The following is an 18402-nucleotide window of genomic DNA, read 5'->3' as shown; positions in this document are numbered from 1 at the left end:
TATCGTTGAAGGGGATCTGATCATGGCCAAAAATAAACGTGGAAAATCGCTTTGGAACTTACCTTCGCGCGGTCGTGGAACGTGTCCAGTGTGCGGAAGCACGCGAATCAAGCTGCTGTATGTCAAAAACACAAGTGCAGGGCAACAGCTGAAAGTCTGCAAGAATTGCTCGAACGCCTCGCAGGCAAGAATTGATGCAGCAGGCCAGCAGGCGGGTTGAGTTAAGGAGTCAGTAGGGTACGAGGTAACAGGAGAGAAACGGCGATTTTCCGCTTCTCTCCTGTTTTTACGTTATCGCATTCTTTCAGGGTCTATGATTCTTCTTCTAGCTAATGTCTGTTACTCCTTGCATCGTTTGAAGATATCCATAAAGAAGTAATACAGAATTCAGTGTAAATAGAACCCCGAGTATTAAAAATAAGTTTCGAAGTTTATGTCTATTTCTCATCAAATACATATTGCTGGTTTTTTGGCCCACAGCAGGGCTATAGATATTTAAACATTCCAAGCATAATAAGTCCACTCTAGGTTTTTAACTTTTTTGACCTTGAATCAATTTCCACATTTGATTTGGAAGCGAGTGTGAGAAATAAGGCCTTTTTTTACCGCTAAACAGCAACGCAACGGACTCCATACCTCGATAAGCTGGGGGAAACCCGCTGAATTTTATTTTTGATCTGAAAACCAATAATATAGAATAGAGATCTTTTTTATTCGACGAATTATACAAAGTGAGGTGATGATGAGAATGAATTTGCTGGAGAGATGGACGCGCGGAGCGAAATTTGTTTTGATTCTGCTGGCCATCGTGTATGTGTTCTCCTTAGTGAGGCCGTTTTTTCGCCCAATGGAGGCCGTCATCGGGGCCCTTTTGATTCCGCTCCTGCTGTCCGGTTTCTTTTACTATTTGCTCCGCCCTGTGGTCCAGTACATGGAAAAGCATAAGATTCGTCGGTCCTTGGCGATCCTTATCCTCTATGTCGTTATGGCGATCTTGGCCATGGCCTTTATCGCGGTGGTCTGGCCGATGTTGCAAGCCCAACTGATCAATTTAGTGCAAAACATCCCCCAATTTATAAGCTTGCTTGAAGAGCGACTAAAGGAATGGGGAGAATTGCCTTTCCTTGCGTCCATTTTTCCTTCCGATTCCGGATTAGCCGACAATTTCTCGGAATACTTAAGCCAGGGAATCTCCTTCTTGACGAATTACTTGAGCGGTTTCTTCTCTTTCTTGTCCCAGTTCGCGATCGTGATGTTTACGTTCCCGATCCTGCTCTACTACATGCTCAAGGAAGGGCATCGCTTCAAACGCAGCCTGGTCAAGCTCTCGCCCATCCGTTATCGGAAAGAAGTGTATCGCGCTACCATTGAAATGGACAAGGCGCTGAACGATTATATTATCGGCCGGGTGATCGTAAACGCAGCGTTGGGCGTACTGATGTTTATCGGCTTCCTGATCATTGGACTGCCGTATGCGCTGTTGTTGACGACGATTGCGGTTATTATGAATTTCATCCCTTTGTTTGGGGCGATTATCTCCGCCATTCCCATTGTCATTATCGGGCTCATCGAGTCTCCGTCTACCGGCATTTGGGCGTTGGTCATCATTTTGTTGGCGCAGCAGATTCAGGATAATGTGATCTCACCCTACGTGTTCGGAAAAAAGCTGGACATCCATCCGGTGACGACCATTTTGCTCGTTTTGGGAAGCGGCAATTGGTTTGGCATCATTGGGATGCTGATCGTCATCCCGGTGTATATGCTGTTAAAAATTGCCTGGAAGCGGATTTACAAGCTGTTCCTCCGGTCGCAATGGGAAACATTGTGAGGATTATGCTATAATTGGATTGTTCAGAAAGGAACAAGCAATCGAATACTAGGTAGCGAAAGGGTGCCGATAATGAAACGCAATACCATCTTGGCGGCGGCCGGGTTCATTGTGGTTGCCGCGTTGGGAAGTTATTTTCTTATCACGGGACAAGCCGATAAGCAAACGGAATCAAAAGCTCTAGACGCTCAGAGCATCAAGCAGATGGTTCATGACTACAGCGTGGGTAAACTCACCGCTAAGTCTGCTTCGATTACGTCCAGCCATTTGATCGTGGACGGGGATACGGCGGACTCGAAGACGTATGAACTGCCGAAGGACGAATTTTTCGTCTCGATCGCGCCTTACGAGAATCAGACACATCCTTGCGAGATTCATAGCTTGACCGGATGCCGCGGCGAGATGACGGAGCAAGAGTTTCAAGTCAACGTCACCGATGCGAATGGGAATACCGTGTTGGACCAAAAGATGACGTCCCAGGCGAACGGATTTATCGACTTGTGGCTGCCTCGCAATCAAACCTACCGGATTCAAGTCAGTCATGACGGTAAAACCGCCGAGTCGGAAATCTCCACATTTGATGGAGATCAAACCTGCATTACTTCGTTGCAGCTCAGCTAGTGCTAAACGTATAAAAATGACGGACCCTCATCAGAAGGGTCCTTTTTTTTGGATCGATAATTAGAACAAGAGGATTGCGCCGCCCAGCATCGGGGTGAGCACCATGCACGTTTTTAGCCAAGCCGCAGGCACGCGCTTCGTGAGCTTGGCTCCAATATACGCGCCGGTCATCGTGCCGATGACAACGGTGGCGAGCAATTGTACATCCAGGTACCCGATGGTAATGTAACCGGCCCCTCCGGCGAGGGCAATTGGCATAATGACCAGCATGGTTGTTCCGGCGGCGTATCGCATGGACATTCCAAGGAGCAGCATCAGCCCCAGTTGGATAAAGGGGGTCGACCCGATTCCGAACAGCCCCGATAAAGCGCCGGTAATGAAGCCAACGAGCGGTGCATTCACCCCAAAGCGCCAGCCTTTGCCGGATGAGGCGTCCATGATCTCGGGCGTCTTCGGCCGCCGGGAGACATAGGCCATTCGAAACCACAGGGCGAATCCGGAAAGCGAACAGCATCCCGGAGGTCAAATATCCCAGCTGATCTTCGGGGATCAGGGATGACCAGCCCGAGCTGATCCACGCTCCCGCTGCAACGGTTAAGCCGACGACCACCCCGGGCCGCAGCTTCATATTCCCTTCCCGGTAATGGCTGATCGAACCGGAGAAAGGTTATCGCGGCGTTCGAGGAGAATTTTGCTACTGGTCATTTTACGTTAGCTTACCGAATTTTGTTGGTGTTGTTCCTGGTTTTTCAACCTTGGCTTGGAGTTGACCATTTTGGGAACGAGATCGATCTCGCTTCTTTTTCATGCTCATTTTATCTTGCAGTACCCAGCTGATCGTGATGTACTTCCTAGACGAAGTGTGATGAAAATTATACAATACGGGAAGTTAACAACAAGCTGCGTGAACTTTCAAATGAGGTGAAATGATGCAACGAACACAGAAATGGAGCAAACGGGCCGTGATCTTAGGCTTGACGGCAATGCTGATGACCCTCCTCTCCGGCTGCGGGGGGAATGCAGGGAACAAGGAGAAACCAACGGCCGCGGAGCCGGCCTCGAAACAATATTATATTTTTGATACGGTGGTTAACATCAAATTGTATGATGACCCGAAGGCTGAGGAACATTTGGATCATATCGATACGATGCTAAAAACCTTGGATCAGGAGTTAAGCCGGACCTTGGAGACGAGCCAGCTCTACAAAGTAAATCAGGAAGCCGGCAAACAGGCGGTTGAAGTGTCGGAGGATACGATGAAGGTGCTGAAACGCTCGCTTGATTACGCCAAAGAGACGAACGGGCTGTTTGATCCGACGGTCGGCGGGCTGGTGGATCTTTGGGATATCGGCCATGAAGGAGCCCATGTTCCGGCTCCGGAGGATTTGCAGCGGGAACTTAGCCTGGTGGGATATCAAGACGTAGTGGTCGACGAAGCCAAGCGCACCGTCTTTCTGAAACGGCCTGGGATGGTGCTGGATCTCGGCGGCATCGGCAAAGGGTATGCGGCGGACGAGGTTGCGGCCTATTTGCGGGCGGAAGGCGTCAAGAGCGCGCTTGTCGACCTCGGCGGCAGCAGCATCATCGTGATTGGAAACAAGCCTAATGGAGACAGCTGGAACGTCGGTCTACAAGATCCGGATAGCTCGCGGGGCACGACCATGGGAACGATCCGTTTAAGCGACCAAGTCATTGATACTTCCGGAATCTATGAACGTTACTTTATCGAGGACGATGTGATGTATCACCATATACTGGATCCGAGAACCGGCGTGCCGGCGCAAAATAATCTAAAGAGCGTCACGATTCTGGCGGATAACGCAACGGACGCGGACGCGCTGTCGACCTTCGTTTATGTGATGGGCCTGGAGGAAGGGCTGCAATACATCGAGGACTTGAATGACGGGACGGAAGCGATGTTTATAACAAAAGACAACAAAATTTACGTCACGTCCGGTATCAAAAATTCGTTTAAGGTGACAGATCCGCAGTACACGCTGGTTGAATAATAGAAGGCTAAGGACGTTCAAGCGATTGGACGTCTTTCTTGTCTTATTTGCTTATCAGACGCTGTCTTAAGGATATTGGCATAGGGATCTGGGAACGTCAGCACCTCAAACAGAACGTCTCTTAGTAGGAAAAATAAGATTTTCCACATCCCCCAAAAGACTAGAAGGATCACTACCCATTTCTTGATGGACTTCATACAAGGTACCTCCGATGATAAATTTCAGTGTGTTTCGCCAGACGTTCTTTCTTCCTTTATACTAAAACGAAAGAGGTAAGGAGTTGGTTTTGATGAAATTGATGTTGATTTCGGATATCCACGGGTCAAGCGCTTGGCTGGATCGGGCGATGGCCAAAGCGGCAGAGGAGCAGCCCGATCAAATCATCATGCTGGGGGATTTCCTGTATCATGGGCCGCGAAATCCGCTGCCTGACGGCTATGATCCGAAGCAGGTCGCGGCAACGCTTAACGAGCATAAGCATAACCTGATCGCTGTTCGCGGGAACTGCGATGCAGAAGTGGATCAAATGCTGCTGGAATTTCCGATGATGGCGGATTATGCCATGCTCTACTTGGAAGGACGCCGTATTTACGTCACGCATGGGCACGGATACAGCATCGAGCAGCTTCCGCCGTTGGCGCCGGGTGACGTGTTTATTCAGGGACATACGCATGTGCCAGTGGCTGACGTCAAAGACGGCATCTATGTCCTGAACCCGGGGTCTATCGCCTTGCCGAAGGAGAATTTCCCTAATTCCTATGGCATTTTGAAGGCAGGGGCGTTTATCGTTAAGGATTTTGCCGGGGAGATCATCAAACGGATTGAGTTTGCTCCATGACAAACGAACGGGTCGAACAGCAGCTGCGCACCCTCCCGGCCGCGCCGGGGGTGTACTTGATGAAGGACGCGGCGGGAGGCGTCATTTATGTCGGCAAGTCGAAGAACTTGCAGCAAAGAGTGCGCTCTTATTTTCATGCCTCCCGTCACCGCTCCAAGAAGGTCGAGAGATTGGCGCATAACGTCAAGGATTTGGAGATCCTCAGGACCGACACCGAATTCGAAGCGCTGATGCTGGAGTGCCGGCTGATTCGAGAACTGAAGCCGATGTATAACAAAAAGATGAAGAGTCCGCACGGTTATGTCTATTTGGTGATCCGCGACACGGACGGGATTTGGGACCTGGAGGTCGTCGATGTGCCGGAGGCCCCGGGAATCCGCCAAGTTTACGGACCTTATTCGGCGAGCCGACATTCTGTGGAGGCGGCAGTCCGGAGCGTTCGCGAAGCCTTGCGTATCGCTTGCAGCCGTCCCCGTTCCGCTCCCACTGGAGTACCCTGTTTGAACCATTCGCTGGGCTTATGTCTCGGCGCATGTTTGGGCGGGGAGGCGGTTGAACTCAACAACTGCGTGATGAACCGCTTTGCTGCGCTGCTGGATGGCTCGGATTCCAGCCTCCGGGAAGAGTTGGAGGGACGAATGCGGGACTTTTCCGAACGGGTTGATTTTGAAGCCGCAGCCAAACTCAGGGATGCCCTTCATGCCATCGATCTGTTTGCGAGACAAGAGGAGATCGCCGGATTTGTTGAGCAGAACGGGAATTTCGTGGTCCTGGAACGTTGGAGTGAGCGGAAGGCCAAGTGGTTCATATTGCGGCGAAATACGATCCTGTATAGCCGGAAGGTTGAAATTTCAGAAGGAAGCTCCCGAGCCTCTCTGTCTCTGAAAATGGCGGAGAAGGCATTGGCCTGTCTAAGCCATAGCTCTCCTCCCCTGACGGGCAAACCTACCCGAGATGAAATTGATGAGGCTCGGATCATCTACCGTTATTTACAAAGCAGTGAGTGCCGCTTCGCGCGGATTCCACAGGCATGGATTGAAGCCGCAGATACGGCCCGGATCGCACATCTGCTAGAAGCGATCATCTGAAAGAATCTATGAAATGATCTTTCTATTGACAGCGCTTACAATAATAGCTTATGCCTGAATCCGTGACGCTTTGTATTGCTCGATTGAAAATCTGGTTGTTATTGTAAAATGTGCGATTTTTGACGCTGACAAACTGTTTAATGAGATCGCACTCTGATGGAGCGCATGATCAAACAGACCTTGGCTGACAAGGCCTTATTGACCCCTATAACATTCCATCCTGTCAGGTAAAGGCACAGTAAATACGACGGATAACGGGAAACCACGGACTGTTGCAGCCGAAATTGAATCGAATACCTCGCGCATGTCGAACCAATCTTGCCGCCATGTAAATAATATTCTGGATAACCGTACGAATACGGCGACGCTGCACGTTGTTTCGAATCGGCGAGTCATGCTCACGCAGACTCTCCTGGCCGATGATTCGAAGAAGGTTATAGGCAAACAAGCCGGCATGCAGTACGAGATCATTCGTTGCGAATTTTCCTGCAGGCAGACGCTCCAAATCCAAATCGGTTTTGATTTCGCTGTGGAATTGCTCACTTGTCCCATGATCGCGGTAAAGCTCAATCACTCGTGACGGGGCACAGCGAAGCGACGTCCAATAGACGCTCACTTCAATTTCCGGGAACAGCAACACTTGTCCATCCCGATCAATCGTTCGATGAATGACGTGGAACACTTGGCGAAGGGGGCGGTCGAATCCCTTTTCGCGAAATTCTATCGCGCCGATATATTCGACTTTTCCTTCGCGCTGCTGGCAGGCGATTCCCGTCGTTTCCGCAATGCGCAGCCACATTTCCTTCGGTTCTCTGCGGAGATTGGCCTTGATGATATAGTCGGCTTTCTCGCGATGACAAACATGCAAATTTTCGGCGCTGTCGTTTCCAGCGTCCATGCGAATGAGCAGCGGCAGGTCCGTTGCACGTTTGGCGTATGCGATGCTCTGTTCTAAAAATGCGGCTGTTCCCTTCTGGCAATGCACACTGCCCTCACGCAGTTCCACATTAACGCCATAGCCTTCTTGGCCCAGGTAGGCAAAGATGGGAGCATAGCCGTCAGTCCCTTTGTAAGTACGAGATACGCCTTCTTTCTTTGTGCCGGAATTGTCGAAAGGAGATACGTCGATATCCAGCGGCGCATAAGCCTTTTCACCTGCTGTCAGCCCTGTTAATGGAGCCTTTACCTTGCGAATGAGATCAGCGGATTCCTCAAGTAAAATCCGGTTCCATTCCGGCGTCTGTGCTGCGGCGTCAAGACGCTGGCGAAGAGTCGGGCTGGAGGGGACTTTTTGGAGCTGAAGGCAGATTGTGAATACATCGTCTTTTCGAAACGGCTCAATATGGTCAAAGTCGCTCTTGCCTTGGCAGAGCAGGCCCAGATAGCTCTTCATGACATCGGCGTGGGAATGAATCGGTGTTTTCATACTTTTGATCTTTGTATGATTCAGGCGCTTTCTAAGTCCAGTATGCGCAAGCAAAGCGCCAACGGTTGCAAGACCGGCGTGAGTAGAGAGAATTAACTCTTTCGAGCGGACAAATTGGATCTTCATAGAGCACCTCTCAGGTGAAATTGGAAAAGTTATGATTTTCTTTTAATTTCTTTACCGGAGGTGCTTTTTCCTTCAATTATCTTTAATTTTCAAAGAACCTTTATCACGGATTCAGGTTATGTTTAAAAAGGAAATATAAACCATTATTGTAATAAAGGAGGATTTGTGATGATCATGATCCGACCCAATGCTGTCCGTGACATCCAGAGAATACTCCGCACTTTCCTACTCTGTGTGATTCTTGCTGCTTTGACCTTAAGTAACTCCATGTTTGTTCCTTCTGCCCAAGCCGCAGAGGGAGATTCCGGCATGAATGTGTCGAGAATTGAGCAAAGCGGTTTCCTGAAAGCCAACGGTACGGTGCTGCGGGACAACTACGGCACAGGCAATATCGTCAATCTGCGGGGGACCAACCTAGGCGGTTGGTTGTTGCAGGAGAGCTGGATGTCACCGCTTGGCGTGAAGGACGAATGGACGCTGCGTGAAACGTTGACGAGCCTGCATGGCGCGCAAACGGCGGAAAGCCTGATCAAAACGTATCAAGACGCTTGGCTGACTACGCGGGATTTGGACAATATCAAAAACATGGGGATGAATATGGTCAGCGTGCCTATTCTGTACCTGGAGCTGATGGACAAGTACGGCAATTGGAAGGCGGATCCGTGGAGCAAGCTGGATTGGCTCGTCCGCGAAGCGGGGAATCGGGGCATTTACGTTCTGCTGGATCTGCACGGTACGTTTGGGGCCCAGAACACCTTCGATAACTCGGGTGAGGTCAACTCGGACCCGCAGCTGTGGAAGAACCAGCAGTATCAGGATCGTACCGTCCGGTTGTGGGAAGGGATTGCAGCCCATTTTAAAGGCAATCCGACCGTGGCAGGTTACGATCTGTTAAATGAACCTGACCGGGTGAGCAAGGAGCAGTTGAACGCTTTTTATGACCGACTCTATAAGGCGATCCGCGCAATCGATCCCGATCATACGATCTTCATCGAAGCGGCCTGGAACTGGAACCAGCTCTATGACCCGGATACGTTTGGTTGGACTAACGTGGTGTACGAGATGCACTATTACGCGATGGCCGGCAACGAGGCTTCTGATTGGAATGTGCAGAACAATCTGGTGAACACCGCTTTGCAAGGACTGCGCGATCACCAAGCCAGGTGGAACGTGCCGGTGTATGTCGGAGAATTTTGCCTGTTTGATTTTACCGATCTGTGGGAGAAGTTCTTGGCTGGAATGAACGCCTCCAATATCTCTTGGACGAACTGGACGTATAAGGTCAGCTCGAACTACGGGAACTGGGGTTACTTCAACAACAACCCAAATCCGGTGCCAAACATCTTAAGCGACAGCCCGGCGACGATCGCCGCTAAATGGAGCAAATTTAATACTGAGAATTTTCGGCCAAACACCACACTGCAAAATTTGGTGAAAAAATATACGACCGGGTCAACCCCGCCTCCTACGCCTACCGGGTTCGTTTATTTGATCTCGGAAGCGAATAAGAAGATCGTCAGCGCGGAGAACGCCGACAGCGCTCCGCTGGTCGCAAATCGCGATACAGCCCAGGATTGGGAGCTGTTCGAAATCATCAACAACAGTGATGGAACGATTTCGTTGAAATCCAAAATCAATGGAAAATACGTCACCGCGGACTTGAACGACGGCGGCAAGCTGATTGCCCGCGGCGAGAGCATTCAACTATGGGAGAAGTTCCGGAAGGAACAGCTGGCCGACGGGGCGATCGCCTTGTTCGCCTTGGCCAATGACAAGTACGTGACAGTGGAATTGAATAACGGAGCTGGACTGGTGGCTAACCGGGATCAGGTTGGGGGCGCTTGGGAAGCCTTTTGGCTGATTACCCAGTAATGGCAGCCGAAGCTTAGACAAAGGCAACGGGGAAGTGTATACGTCCCCGTTGTCTTTTTTAAGATATCAGCGTACTATGTCAAGTAGAATTTTTAGGTTTCTGGGTAACCCAAACACACCTAACCCCCCAGATTTTCAAAAAAGTTAGCAACTGACAGAGAAGCGATGCTTGAAACCGGCCTTTCTCGGACTTGAAAGGAAATAGCCTCGTTTTTTCAATCCTGCGATGCAATCTGGCTGAGTGCAGAGTATACGCTAACGTACAATTCGCATTCACAGGGCGAGGTGGATAAAGCTGACATACGAGATCCAAGGTCTCCAAGAAAGTGATCCGATCTTCCCTCAGTCCCAGAAAGACCGGTTCCAAGATCTTGCTTAGTTAGGCCGTCGCTAGTGTCGGCATAACGCAATTGAAGTTCAACTTCTTATTGACCTCATCAAGGATGTGATAATCAGAGCACTGCGATTGAAACGGTAAACGGTCTCGCAGCATGGCGAAAGCGACTTTGAGCATCTTATTACCCATTGCAACAAAGATGGCTCGTTCATGTTTTCCTTTTTCCTTCAGACGATCATAGAAAGGCTTAAGGTCCTTATTATGCATGCAGAGACTCTTACCTGCTAGATATACCGCATAACGAAGGTGATCGTTTCCCTGTTTGGAAATCTTGCGGTAGGAGCCTTTGCCGCCACCTGTTTGCTTAACAATGGGGTTTGTGCCAGCTTTCTTAATTAACTGGTTTGCGTTCGAGTACTGAGATACATCGCCGATTTCAGCATAAAGCTCAGCCGCGGTAGTCACTCCTAAGCCCGGGACGGTAAGAAGCAGTCGTCCGTCTGTCTGAAGGAGAAGGTTCTCGATCTCTTGTTCCAAAACATTAATTTTGGCATCAAATGTTCGTAAGTCACGTAGCTTCATTTTCAGTAACATAAGCTCAGGCCGAAGTTCCTGTAAGTTTCTCGATAACGCTTGTTCAGCGACGTGCAAGAGCTTCTGGATGGTGGTGTTTCGCAATTTGAGATTATGCTGAATCGAGAGCTTCCGTAGCCCGGTCTCCCCTAGTTTCAGGACAGCAGCGGGGTGTGGATAATGCTCCATGAAGAAGAGCGAGGCTTTCCCCCAGAAGTCACTGAATACTTTGATTTTTCGAGCTCTACCGGCTGAATAATCTGCATATCCTTGGTACTCGCGCCAGATGAGGTCCATAAGTGCTCGAATCTCTGTACGCAAGGAAGCACGCTTCCGTGTCTCTGAGCGCCGTGCTCGAGTCAAGACATGGAGCTGACGCTGCACGCCATTCAAAAGCTGGTTTTCAGTGGCTTTGTTGCTTTTGATGGCATGGGCGATGGCCACAAGATCAAGATCATCTGTTTTGCACCAATTCAGTGCGCCGGCGCGTTCCTCGAAGGTGGTATACGGATTCAAGATCTGAACGTGGTACCCTCGTTTCGCCATCTCGCGGACGATGTCTTCATAGTAATGGCCTGTTGCCTCAATACCCAGGAACAAGCGAACAGCCTCTGTGGCTGTAACCGCTTGATTAATCTTCTTGCAAAGCAGCTCCATACCAGAATTATTCGCTGAGAAAAAGAAGGGTTTTTCAATGATGTCGCCGAAATAATTGCATATTAAGGCTTTTTGGTGGAGCTTGGCCGCATCGATTGCAACGATGAGGACTTGCTCCAGGTTAACGCCCCTTAGCTGTTGACTGAACTTAGTTCCCTTACGGCCTTGAATGTGCGAGGATTTCCCCATGCGACTTTAACCTCCTGTGGTTGGTAGGTAAGATTGAAGCTTCCCTGTCAGGTGCTTCTTTCTTCGATAGTCGCTGGGGATTTCCTCTTTATATTTTGATTATATTACACGCCAGAAAGTATAAACTACGGGGATTGGCATCCTGATATCGCAAGAAAAACTTCCGAACGGGATTTCATTGATAAAATTTGCTTAAATTGGGAATAACATATCCATACCCTTTGGTGAAAGGAGGAAATCCCTTGCAGATCAAGGAACGCCTTCATTCTTCAGTCGATGAGAACATCGCATTATTCAAACGGATATTTCCCGGCGACTCCACTATTAAATTCCGTAAATTTCAACATCGAGGTCAGTGGAAAAGTCGGTGATTGGGCCACCCTAGGGGTTTACCGAAACGTTGATTACCAATTTGTCGACCGCCCCGGTCATGGAATTGTTTGATTTCGCCGATACGGTGAATACACCTGGCATTAGCAGCATACTCCCGATGATTAGCCTGAAGGATCATCAGCGGTCGAAATCCGGGTCAATACGCACACCGTAATTGGGACTTTTGATTACGTATTTAGCCAACTCGTTGTACAACAACATTATGGAGATGTGGGATTTTGCAATGAAGACCTATGACTTCTACGCATTTCCATTTCAGGTTATTTTTCCAATCTTGTTGCTGCTGGGGGCCGAGATCAAGAGACGTTGGGGAACTTGGGCGAAATTAGGATCATGCTTCGGTTTACAAGGAATGCTGATTGACATATCATGAGGCTATATCATACATACGGAAGGAATGTGGAGATGGAGAGACAGGCTGTCAAGCTTTCTAGGCCGGAAGCGATGATCTTTGACATGGACGGGACGTTATTCAAAACAGAAACGCTGCTCATACCGGTTTTTCATAAGGTGTTTGACCAGTTGCGAAAAGAAGGGTTGTATGCCGGGGAGACGCCGCCGGAAGAATTGATCCTGAGCTGCTTGGGGATGCTGCTGCCGGACATCTGGCGCCGGGTGATTCCGAACCATAGCGAGACGGTGCATCGCCGGGCCGATGAACTGCTGCTGGAATATGAGCTGGAAGGGCTGCAGCAGCTGGCTACCGGGTTGTATCCGCAAGTGCCGGAAACGTTGCAGGAGCTCAAAGCACGGGGCGTACGGCTGTTTGTTGCCAGCAACGGGCTAGAGCATTATGTCAAAGGAGTGGCCGAGGCGCATGGAATTGCTCCGCTGTTTGAAGGGCTCTTTAGCGCAGGGGAGTTTCAAACGGCGACCAAAGTCGATCTCGTCAAGCTGCTCCTAGATCGGCATGGCATCACCCGCGCGTGGATGATTGGGGACCGCTCCTCGGATGTTGAAGCGGGCAACCGGAACGGGCTAGCCGTGATCGGCTGCGCCTATGCCGGCTTCGGGGATGACCGGGAGCTGGCCGGCTCCGACGTGCGGATTCGCAACTTCGATGAACTGATCTCCTTGTATGATCAGGCGGCGGAGGAAGCGTAATAGGCAAATAACAAGCAGTAAGCCGCTTCCCTCCTAATTGGAGGGGGAAGCGGCTTTTTGCTTATGCAGCCATAACGCGTATTCCAGCGGCCTAATGATCGCTGCGCGGTACGCTTGGGAGTCGCCCGATTGATGGAACACTTCGCGGGCAGGTTTGGGGTTCACCTCAAGCAGGTAGATCTGGCCATGGCGGTTGATCGCCAAATCTAGTGCCAGCTCGCATAAGGCCCCAAACGTCTCCTCGAGGTAGGCTGCGACCTCCAGACTGAGCTTCTCCGCCGTCCGGCGCACCTCCTGCTGCCGCTCCTCGCTTGGGATCCACTGCTTCAGCAGCGTATTCATCGCCACGGCATGACCGCCGCCGTGGAGATTGGAGGTGACGCTGCGGGGAGGACCCACCCTTCCGGCGCAGCCGGTCACTTCCCATTGGCCTTGACCGTTCTTCTGCACCAGCATCCGGTAGTCGTGAACGCGGCCGCTTGGCAGCTTGATCTGGATGCCCTGCTGGGCGATGAAGCGTCCGCTTCCTTTCCAGCCCAGCAGGAACGTGCCCAGCCGGGATTTGTGGATTTTCTGGGGAGCGATGATATTGCGGTTCTGTCTCCGTCCCTGGATCAGGAAGAGATTGCTGTCCAGGCGTTCTACCCGCAGGATGCCGCGGCCTCCCGTGCCGTTAATCGGTTTGACGTAGACGGCGGAATACTTTTTGAGCAGGTTAAACACATCGCTGCTGCTTTGAAATAACACCGTCTCCGGCAGGTTGGACCGGAATCGGCTTTTGCGGGACAAGGTTTGATATATCGTCCACTTATTGCGCAGCGGCCGGTTGAGGAAGGTCAGATGACGGTAACGCGCCCGAAACTTCAGCAGCTGCTCGAACCGCTTGCTGCGCTGGATCCGGCAGCGGTCAAAGATCAGGTCTGGGAAGCTGCGCCATTTGCGGAACCATTTCTTGCCCTTTGGATCGTACTCGAGGGCAAGGATCTGCTTTTTCTGGTCAATCACGTCCATTGGGGTGAACACGAATATGTCCAGGCCCATTTTTTTTCCCTCAGTGATCATGCGCTGGTAGATATGGCGTTCCTCCAGCAGCTTCTTGTTATTGAGGTACAAGGTCAGGATGCCCAGGACGGGTTGTGACAATAATATCACCTTCTTTGCTGGTATGGGAGACCGACGTTGCAGACGTTGGGGAAACGGGCCGGGTCTCCAGCAGAAGCAGCGGTTTCCCGTTCGGATCCCGGGTCAGGCCCGAAGCGTACATCCCTGCACGAAAGCACATGCGCAAGCTCTGAATCTGACTCAACGCCACCCGAAAGCTAAGCTGCCCCAGCCGAGTCAGCTGGGCTTGGAGCAGCCCCGCGCCGATCCCGCGGCCGCGGTACAGCGGATGGACGACGACGACGCATAGCTTGCGGCCGTAATCCATGACGCAAGAGGCGCCGGCCAGCCGCTCCCCGTCCTCCGCTCGGATGCGGGCAACGAGCAAGGAGCAGCCAGGCCGCTTCAAGTCACTTGGCGTCAGCCGGAGCAGATTCCGGAGGACGGTGGGCGGAACGCGGCCGGAGTTATATTTTCGGATGAAAGCTAATATTTCACTGTGCTGCGGCTCCCAAGGAGCTCCATCCTCCAAGGTCACGGCTCGAATCTCCATCACGACCGTCCTCCTTTCGTGTTGGTCGTAGTTCGTTTCACGGTTTGTGTTTCGGCTGGCGGTATAAATACTGGCTGTATTGAAAAATCCGCTCCAGCGATTTCTTGCGAATATGCGGCTCATCGAACTTCATCGGCTTGGCGTTCGCTTCGAAAAACCACAGGCGTCCGTCGGTGTCCACTCCAAGATCCATGGACATCTCCCCAAGCAGGAAGCCCGATTCCTTCTCGATTTGCTTGGCAATCAAGAGGGCGCTGGACTTAATCCGGCTGAGGAGCAGTGTCGTCATATCGGACCCGAAGGCGGGGAGAAGCATCTTCTCCGGGTCTTCAATGCTGCCGCCTTGCGGAACATGGGTTGTAATCCGTTTCGGTCCGGCCAGACGGGCGCCGATCCCGGTCACCATCCAAATGCCTTTGCCGTTCTTTTGCACGAGCACGCGCATGTCGAAGTGGCGTCCACGATAGGAGGTCAGCTCGATGCCCTCTTGCATGATGTAGGGCGTCATCCCGGCTTCTCTTTTGATTCTCCTCCACAACAAGGGCAGTTTGGCGGTTCGATAAATGATGTTTCGGCGCTTCTTCCCTTGGATTGTCAGCCGGTAAGGTCTCGGATGATCCACGTCCAGTCGCAGCAGCATGATCCCTTTTCCGGCTTTTCCGCCCTCAGGCTTAAGGTACAGGGAGCCGTATTTCTCCAGCATCGCGGTCAGCGTTTTGGGTCCTAGCATTTTTTTCGTGTCCGGCACAAGCGTTTTGGTCGCCCGGCCTTTCTTCAGCCATTCAAATAGTCGCCGTTTATTGAAGAAAAAAGGATTAAACAGATGAATCGATTCATGCTGGATCACCTCATCGATTTTGCGGCGCACCTCCGGCTTCTTCTCATCCTCCCGGAGGGGGATGCGGTTGTAGATGACGTCGGGCAAGGGGAACCAATGCTTCTTCCACGTCTTCTCCTCCGGGTGGAACAAATATCCTTGGACGCGTTTGGCGCTAAGCTTCAAGTCTTTGGCCGTTAAGACATATACGGGACAATCCAGCTCTTGCCCGGTTTTGACGAGGTCTCTGAAGTTGCTGCGGTTACCGCGGAATAGCCGGACGTTATCATCCACGGTCAGCACGGCGACGACGGGCTTCTTCTCGTTCAATACTGGATTGTTCATGAGCCATCTCTCCTCCGGAATTTGCTCAAGTAGAGGCAATGATCCAGGATGTGGTCTACTGACGCCTTCCCTTCTGCCCGAAGTGAAGGGTGTTTAAAGATCGAACGGCCTGGCTTGGCGTTCGCTTCGAACATCCAAATTTTCTCTTCCCGGTCGATCCCGATATCAAATCCGATCTCGCCGATCAAATGCTGCTGATGGGATTCAATCGCTTCGGCCAACGTGATCGCGACGGCTTTCGCGTTCCGCAGCACCTCATCGGCACGCGAGCCAAATGCGCGGGTGAGCGCCTGCTCTGGAGTGAGCAGGGAGCCGCCGTTCTTCAAGTGCGTGGTTACGCTGCCTTTGCCGGCTTTTTTCGCGCCGATGCCAACGACAACCCATTGGTTCTTCCCGTTCTTGTGCATGTGAAACCGGAAATCGATCGGGCAGTTGTCGATTTCGATGAGACGAATCCCCTGCTGGGCCACGTATCCGCGGAGCGCCCGGCCGTGTCTGGCTTGCAGCGTGCGCATTAGGCTGTTGAAGGAAGAGAAGCGCAGCAGGGCGTTCCGGCCATTTTTCCGATACCTGGCATAATAACCGCTTCTCGGGATGTAGGACAGGCGATATATCCCGTTGCCCAGACTGCCGCTGTTCGGCTTGTAATAAACCAGGGAATGCCGGTCCAGCATCTCCTTAATTTGCTCCGGCGTCGGACTCATAATCGATTCGGGCACGTAGCGTCCCACCGTCGGGTCTTTCTCCAGCAGGCGGTAAATATCGGATTTATTAAAAAAACTCCAGTTAAAGAAAGGAATCCTCCGGCGGACGAACCGGTCCCGAAGCTGACTGATCGAGCTGGTCGTTTCGGCTCGGCGACTGGGGAGGCGGTTATACACCACGTCGGGCAGCGGTACCCGCTTCCGCACGAACCGCCCAGCTTCGTTCAGAAAGTAGCCGTTCACCGTTTCGTCTCCCCAATGGATATCCCGCGGGGTGAACGCGAAGATATAGGATATCCGGCTTCCCTGCCGAAGGAGTTGCTTGATGAATGCGGTGCGCGAGCCAAACGGGTTCGTTGGCGAGGACGTGGGGCCGTCGGACAACACGCCGATAAGCGGGCCGATCTGCACTTCTCCCTCTTGCTGGCTGCGGAGGTAGACGCCGCCGGGTTTGGGGATTTTAATGCCTCTGCGAACGCCGCTGGCAAGGTACAAGTGGTTTCCCGCTTTATTAATCCGTTTGATGGTGGCGGGGACCCGATCTCCCCCGAGTCTTAGATGAACCAACTTTTTTCCGGACAGCTTCAGATTCTTCATAAGAGCCCCTGACACGTAAACCACCCGGTCGGGGGCTTGCGTGAAATGGACGTTGCAAAAAGTCAAACTCATGGATTTTATCCTCCTAAAAGTGATCAGGGTTTGCTCAGCAGTAAATAGCGGGCATAGCCTATCGGATTTTCCAGCGACCTTCTGGCGGTTTCCGGATCGCCGATCCGAAAGAACGAGGAGCGCCCCGGTTTGGAGTTGACCTCCAGCACCCATACACGGCCTTGGCGGTCAACGCCGAAATCAAGGCCCAGCTCCGCCAGCCTGCCGAAACGGGTCTCCAGATAGGCCGGAATCAAGAGTGACAGTTTGCGGATTGCGGCTTCAGCGGCTTTGCCTTCAGACTCCCCGAGTTCGCGAATGAGATAAGGCAGTGCCCGATGGGCGGTACCGCCTCCATGCAAATTGGAGGTTAGCGAATCCTTGCGGCCCGCGCGGACCGCCATCCCCGTCAAGCTCCATTCGCCCTTGGCGTCTTTCTGCATGAGGACGCGGACATCAAAGGGTTCGCCGTCCGAGCTGTTCAACTGCAAATACGGCTGAACCAGGAACGGCTGTCTCCCGGTAAAGCGGTCAATCCAATCCAGCCCTGCTCGCTTGGTGGAAAAGCGACGCCGGAAGACCGTATTCCGCCCGCTCCGGCCGACAACCCTGACTTCATCACGCGGCAGATGCCATTTGACGTGCAGCGTCCGTTTGCCGTGCGTACCGTTCCGCGGCTTCAGGAAGGCTTCTCCGTCATGGGCTTGCAGCCATTGGTCCAGCTGAGCCTGCCCTTGGTACAGCGCCGTTTCCGGTAAATATTCGGTAACCTCCGGGCATTCAAGCAGAGCTTGGTATACCGCCCATTTCCCCGCAAGACCCCGGGCCAAATAAACGAAGGGATGCTCTTTCGCCAGCCGTTCGAGCAAACGATGCTTGCGCAGCTGCTGCTTGCGGTCATGGATCAGGCAACGGTCGTAAATGATGTCCGGCCGGGGGCACCATTTGCGAATCCAGGTTCCGTGTTCAAAGGTGTAGGCGGGAATGCCGGCAGCGTTCCCCAAAGCGATCCAGCTGAGGCAGAAGACGTACACGTGAAGCCCATGCCTTGCGCCGATGCGGCATAATCTGCGGCAGAACGCAACTTCCGCGAAGGGGAGCGGACCGCTGCTTTCGGAGACCAGGATGCCAACGTTCCCTTGTGATGTTTTGTACATGGCTGATTCCCTCCTT

17 protein-coding genes are annotated in these 18402 nt (G+C 52.0%); 9 read left to right on the top strand and 8 right to left on the bottom strand.

The features are described 5' to 3' along the window. Window positions 1-22: 22 nt before the first annotated feature. From ACL02P_RS10185 to ACL02P_RS10175, 3 genes are all read left to right on the top strand, one after another. Window positions 23-220, top strand: coding sequence for a hypothetical protein (locus ACL02P_RS10185; protein WP_339301873.1), 198 nt, complete (start codon window positions 23-25; stop codon window positions 218-220). A 519-nt stretch (window positions 221-739) separates the two neighbouring features. Beyond that, complete coding sequence (locus tag ACL02P_RS10180) at window positions 740-1828, top strand: AI-2E family transporter (protein ID WP_009227052.1); 1089 nt, start codon at window positions 740-742, stop codon at window positions 1826-1828. A gap of 72 nt (window positions 1829-1900) precedes the next feature. Continuing rightward, on the top strand, window positions 1901-2449 hold the full coding sequence (locus tag ACL02P_RS10175; protein WP_009227051.1) for a CueP family metal-binding protein: 549 nt from the start codon (window positions 1901-1903) through the stop codon (window positions 2447-2449). 60 nt (window positions 2450-2509) lie between these two features. Here the strand turns inward: ACL02P_RS10175 and ACL02P_RS10170 are convergent, their stop codons facing one another. Continuing rightward, window positions 2510-2926, bottom strand: a complete 417-nt coding sequence (locus ACL02P_RS10170; protein WP_232282375.1) for a sulfite exporter TauE/SafE family protein — start codon at window positions 2924-2926, stop codon at window positions 2510-2512. A gap of 449 nt (window positions 2927-3375) precedes the next feature. Between ACL02P_RS10170 and ACL02P_RS10165 the strand changes: the two genes are divergently transcribed. The 3 genes from ACL02P_RS10165 to ACL02P_RS10155 all read left to right on the top strand — a co-directional run bounded on the left by ACL02P_RS10165 (window position 3376) and on the right by ACL02P_RS10155 (window position 6384). Continuing rightward, window positions 3376-4458, top strand: coding sequence for an FAD:protein FMN transferase (locus tag ACL02P_RS10165; protein ID WP_009227049.1), 1083 nt, complete (start codon window positions 3376-3378; stop codon window positions 4456-4458). 289 nt (window positions 4459-4747) lie between these two features. After that, the gene (yfcE, locus tag ACL02P_RS10160) at window positions 4748-5296 is read left to right on the top strand and encodes a phosphodiesterase (protein WP_009227048.1); all 549 of its coding nucleotides are present in this window, start codon (window positions 4748-4750) and stop codon (window positions 5294-5296) included. Continuing rightward, a complete protein-coding gene (locus ACL02P_RS10155; protein WP_009227047.1) occupies window positions 5293-6384 on the top strand; it encodes a GIY-YIG nuclease family protein in 1092 nt (363 codons plus the stop codon). The genes yfcE and ACL02P_RS10155 overlap by 4 nt, the downstream gene beginning before the upstream one ends. A gap of 223 nt (window positions 6385-6607) precedes the next feature. Here the strand turns inward: ACL02P_RS10155 and ACL02P_RS10150 are convergent, their stop codons facing one another. After that, complete coding sequence (locus ACL02P_RS10150; protein ID WP_009227150.1) at window positions 6608-7936, bottom strand: IS1380 family transposase; 1329 nt, start codon at window positions 7934-7936, stop codon at window positions 6608-6610. A 168-nt stretch (window positions 7937-8104) separates the two neighbouring features. On the opposite strand from ACL02P_RS10150, the gene ACL02P_RS10145 reads away from it, so the two are divergent. After that, window positions 8105-9808, top strand: coding sequence for a cellulase family glycosylhydrolase (locus ACL02P_RS10145; RefSeq protein ID WP_412837203.1), 1704 nt, complete (start codon window positions 8105-8107; stop codon window positions 9806-9808). A gap of 379 nt (window positions 9809-10187) precedes the next feature. Here ACL02P_RS10145 and ACL02P_RS10140 read toward each other — a convergent pair whose 3' ends face one another. Continuing rightward, a complete protein-coding gene (locus ACL02P_RS10140; RefSeq protein ID WP_009227146.1) occupies window positions 10188-11564 on the bottom strand; it encodes an IS110 family transposase in 1377 nt (458 codons plus the stop codon). 400 nt (window positions 11565-11964) lie between these two features. Here ACL02P_RS10140 and ACL02P_RS10135 point away from each other — a divergent pair, with 400 nt between their 5' ends. Both ACL02P_RS10135 and ACL02P_RS10130 read left to right on the top strand, forming a co-directional pair. Then, a complete protein-coding gene (locus tag ACL02P_RS10135) occupies window positions 11965-12111 on the top strand; it encodes a hypothetical protein (RefSeq protein ID WP_009227045.1) in 147 nt (48 codons plus the stop codon). Window positions 12112-12362: 251 nt separating this feature from the next. Continuing rightward, the gene (locus ACL02P_RS10130) at window positions 12363-13061 is read left to right on the top strand and encodes an HAD family hydrolase (protein ID WP_036646671.1); all 699 of its coding nucleotides are present in this window, start codon (window positions 12363-12365) and stop codon (window positions 13059-13061) included. A 33-nt stretch (window positions 13062-13094) separates the two neighbouring features. Here ACL02P_RS10130 and ACL02P_RS10125 read toward each other — a convergent pair whose 3' ends face one another. Genes ACL02P_RS10125 through ACL02P_RS10105 form a run of 5 tightly spaced genes read right to left on the bottom strand, consistent with a single transcriptional unit; the run spans window position 13095 to window position 18386 of the window. Continuing rightward, window positions 13095-14204, bottom strand: coding sequence for a YheC/YheD family protein (locus ACL02P_RS10125; protein ID WP_412837202.1), 1110 nt, complete (start codon window positions 14202-14204; stop codon window positions 13095-13097). Continuing rightward, window positions 14161-14715 (bottom strand): N-acetyltransferase family protein, encoded by a 555-nt coding sequence (locus ACL02P_RS10120; RefSeq protein WP_412837333.1) that lies wholly within the window; start codon window positions 14713-14715, stop codon window positions 14161-14163. The genes ACL02P_RS10125 and ACL02P_RS10120 overlap by 44 nt, the downstream gene beginning before the upstream one ends. Window positions 14716-14752: 37 nt before the next feature. Continuing rightward, the gene (locus ACL02P_RS10115) at window positions 14753-15877 is read right to left on the bottom strand and encodes a YheC/YheD family protein (protein ID WP_009227040.1); all 1125 of its coding nucleotides are present in this window, start codon (window positions 15875-15877) and stop codon (window positions 14753-14755) included. Then, window positions 15874-17250, bottom strand: coding sequence for a YheC/YheD family protein (locus ACL02P_RS10110; protein WP_323076161.1), 1377 nt, complete (start codon window positions 17248-17250; stop codon window positions 15874-15876). The genes ACL02P_RS10115 and ACL02P_RS10110 overlap by 4 nt, the downstream gene beginning before the upstream one ends. A gap of 23 nt (window positions 17251-17273) precedes the next feature. Further along, entirely contained in the window at window positions 17274-18386 is a 1113-nt protein-coding gene (locus tag ACL02P_RS10105; RefSeq protein ID WP_339301887.1) for a YheC/YheD family protein, read from the bottom strand. Window positions 18387-18402: the final 16 nt, after the last annotated feature.

This window comes from Paenibacillus sp. MB22_1 (assembly GCF_047200555.1).
Taxonomy (GTDB): Bacteria; Bacillota; Bacilli; order Paenibacillales; family Paenibacillaceae; genus Fontibacillus; species Fontibacillus phoenicis.
Note: the sequence above shows the minus strand (reverse complement) of the source record. Positions and strands in the feature narration are given on the sequence as shown.

Excerpts from the sequence above, each read along its gene's own strand:
- ACL02P_RS10110 (WP_323076161.1), bottom strand. The coding sequence starts at position 17,250 with ATGAGTTTGACTTTTTGCAACGTCCATTTCACGCAAGCCCCCGACCGG.
- ACL02P_RS10180 (WP_009227052.1), top strand. The coding sequence starts at position 740 with ATGATGAGAATGAATTTGCTGGAGAGATGGACGCGCGGAGCGAAATTT.
- ACL02P_RS10105 (WP_339301887.1), bottom strand. The coding sequence starts at position 18,386 with ATGTACAAAACATCACAAGGGAACGTTGGCATCCTGGTCTCCGAAAGC.
- ACL02P_RS10150 (WP_009227150.1), bottom strand. The coding sequence starts at position 7,936 with ATGAAGATCCAATTTGTCCGCTCGAAAGAGTTAATTCTCTCTACTCAC.
- ACL02P_RS10140 (WP_009227146.1), bottom strand. The coding sequence starts at position 11,564 with ATGGGGAAATCCTCGCACATTCAAGGCCGTAAGGGAACTAAGTTCAGT.
- ACL02P_RS10130 (WP_036646671.1), top strand. The coding sequence starts at position 12,363 with ATGGAGAGACAGGCTGTCAAGCTTTCTAGGCCGGAAGCGATGATCTTT.
- ACL02P_RS10170 (WP_232282375.1), bottom strand. The coding sequence starts at position 2,926 with ATGGCCTATGTCTCCCGGCGGCCGAAGACGCCCGAGATCATGGACGCC.
- ACL02P_RS10155 (WP_009227047.1), top strand. The coding sequence starts at position 5,293 with ATGACAAACGAACGGGTCGAACAGCAGCTGCGCACCCTCCCGGCCGCG.
- ACL02P_RS10165 (WP_009227049.1), top strand. The coding sequence starts at position 3,376 with ATGATGCAACGAACACAGAAATGGAGCAAACGGGCCGTGATCTTAGGC.
- ACL02P_RS10185 (WP_339301873.1), top strand. The coding sequence starts at position 23 with ATGGCCAAAAATAAACGTGGAAAATCGCTTTGGAACTTACCTTCGCGC.
- ACL02P_RS10175 (WP_009227051.1), top strand. The coding sequence starts at position 1,901 with ATGAAACGCAATACCATCTTGGCGGCGGCCGGGTTCATTGTGGTTGCC.
- ACL02P_RS10145 (WP_412837203.1), top strand. The coding sequence starts at position 8,105 with ATGATCATGATCCGACCCAATGCTGTCCGTGACATCCAGAGAATACTC.
- ACL02P_RS10115 (WP_009227040.1), bottom strand. The coding sequence starts at position 15,877 with ATGAACAATCCAGTATTGAACGAGAAGAAGCCCGTCGTCGCCGTGCTG.
- ACL02P_RS10120 (WP_412837333.1), bottom strand. The coding sequence starts at position 14,715 with ATGGAGATTCGAGCCGTGACCTTGGAGGATGGAGCTCCTTGGGAGCCG.
- yfcE (WP_009227048.1), top strand. The coding sequence starts at position 4,748 with ATGAAATTGATGTTGATTTCGGATATCCACGGGTCAAGCGCTTGGCTG.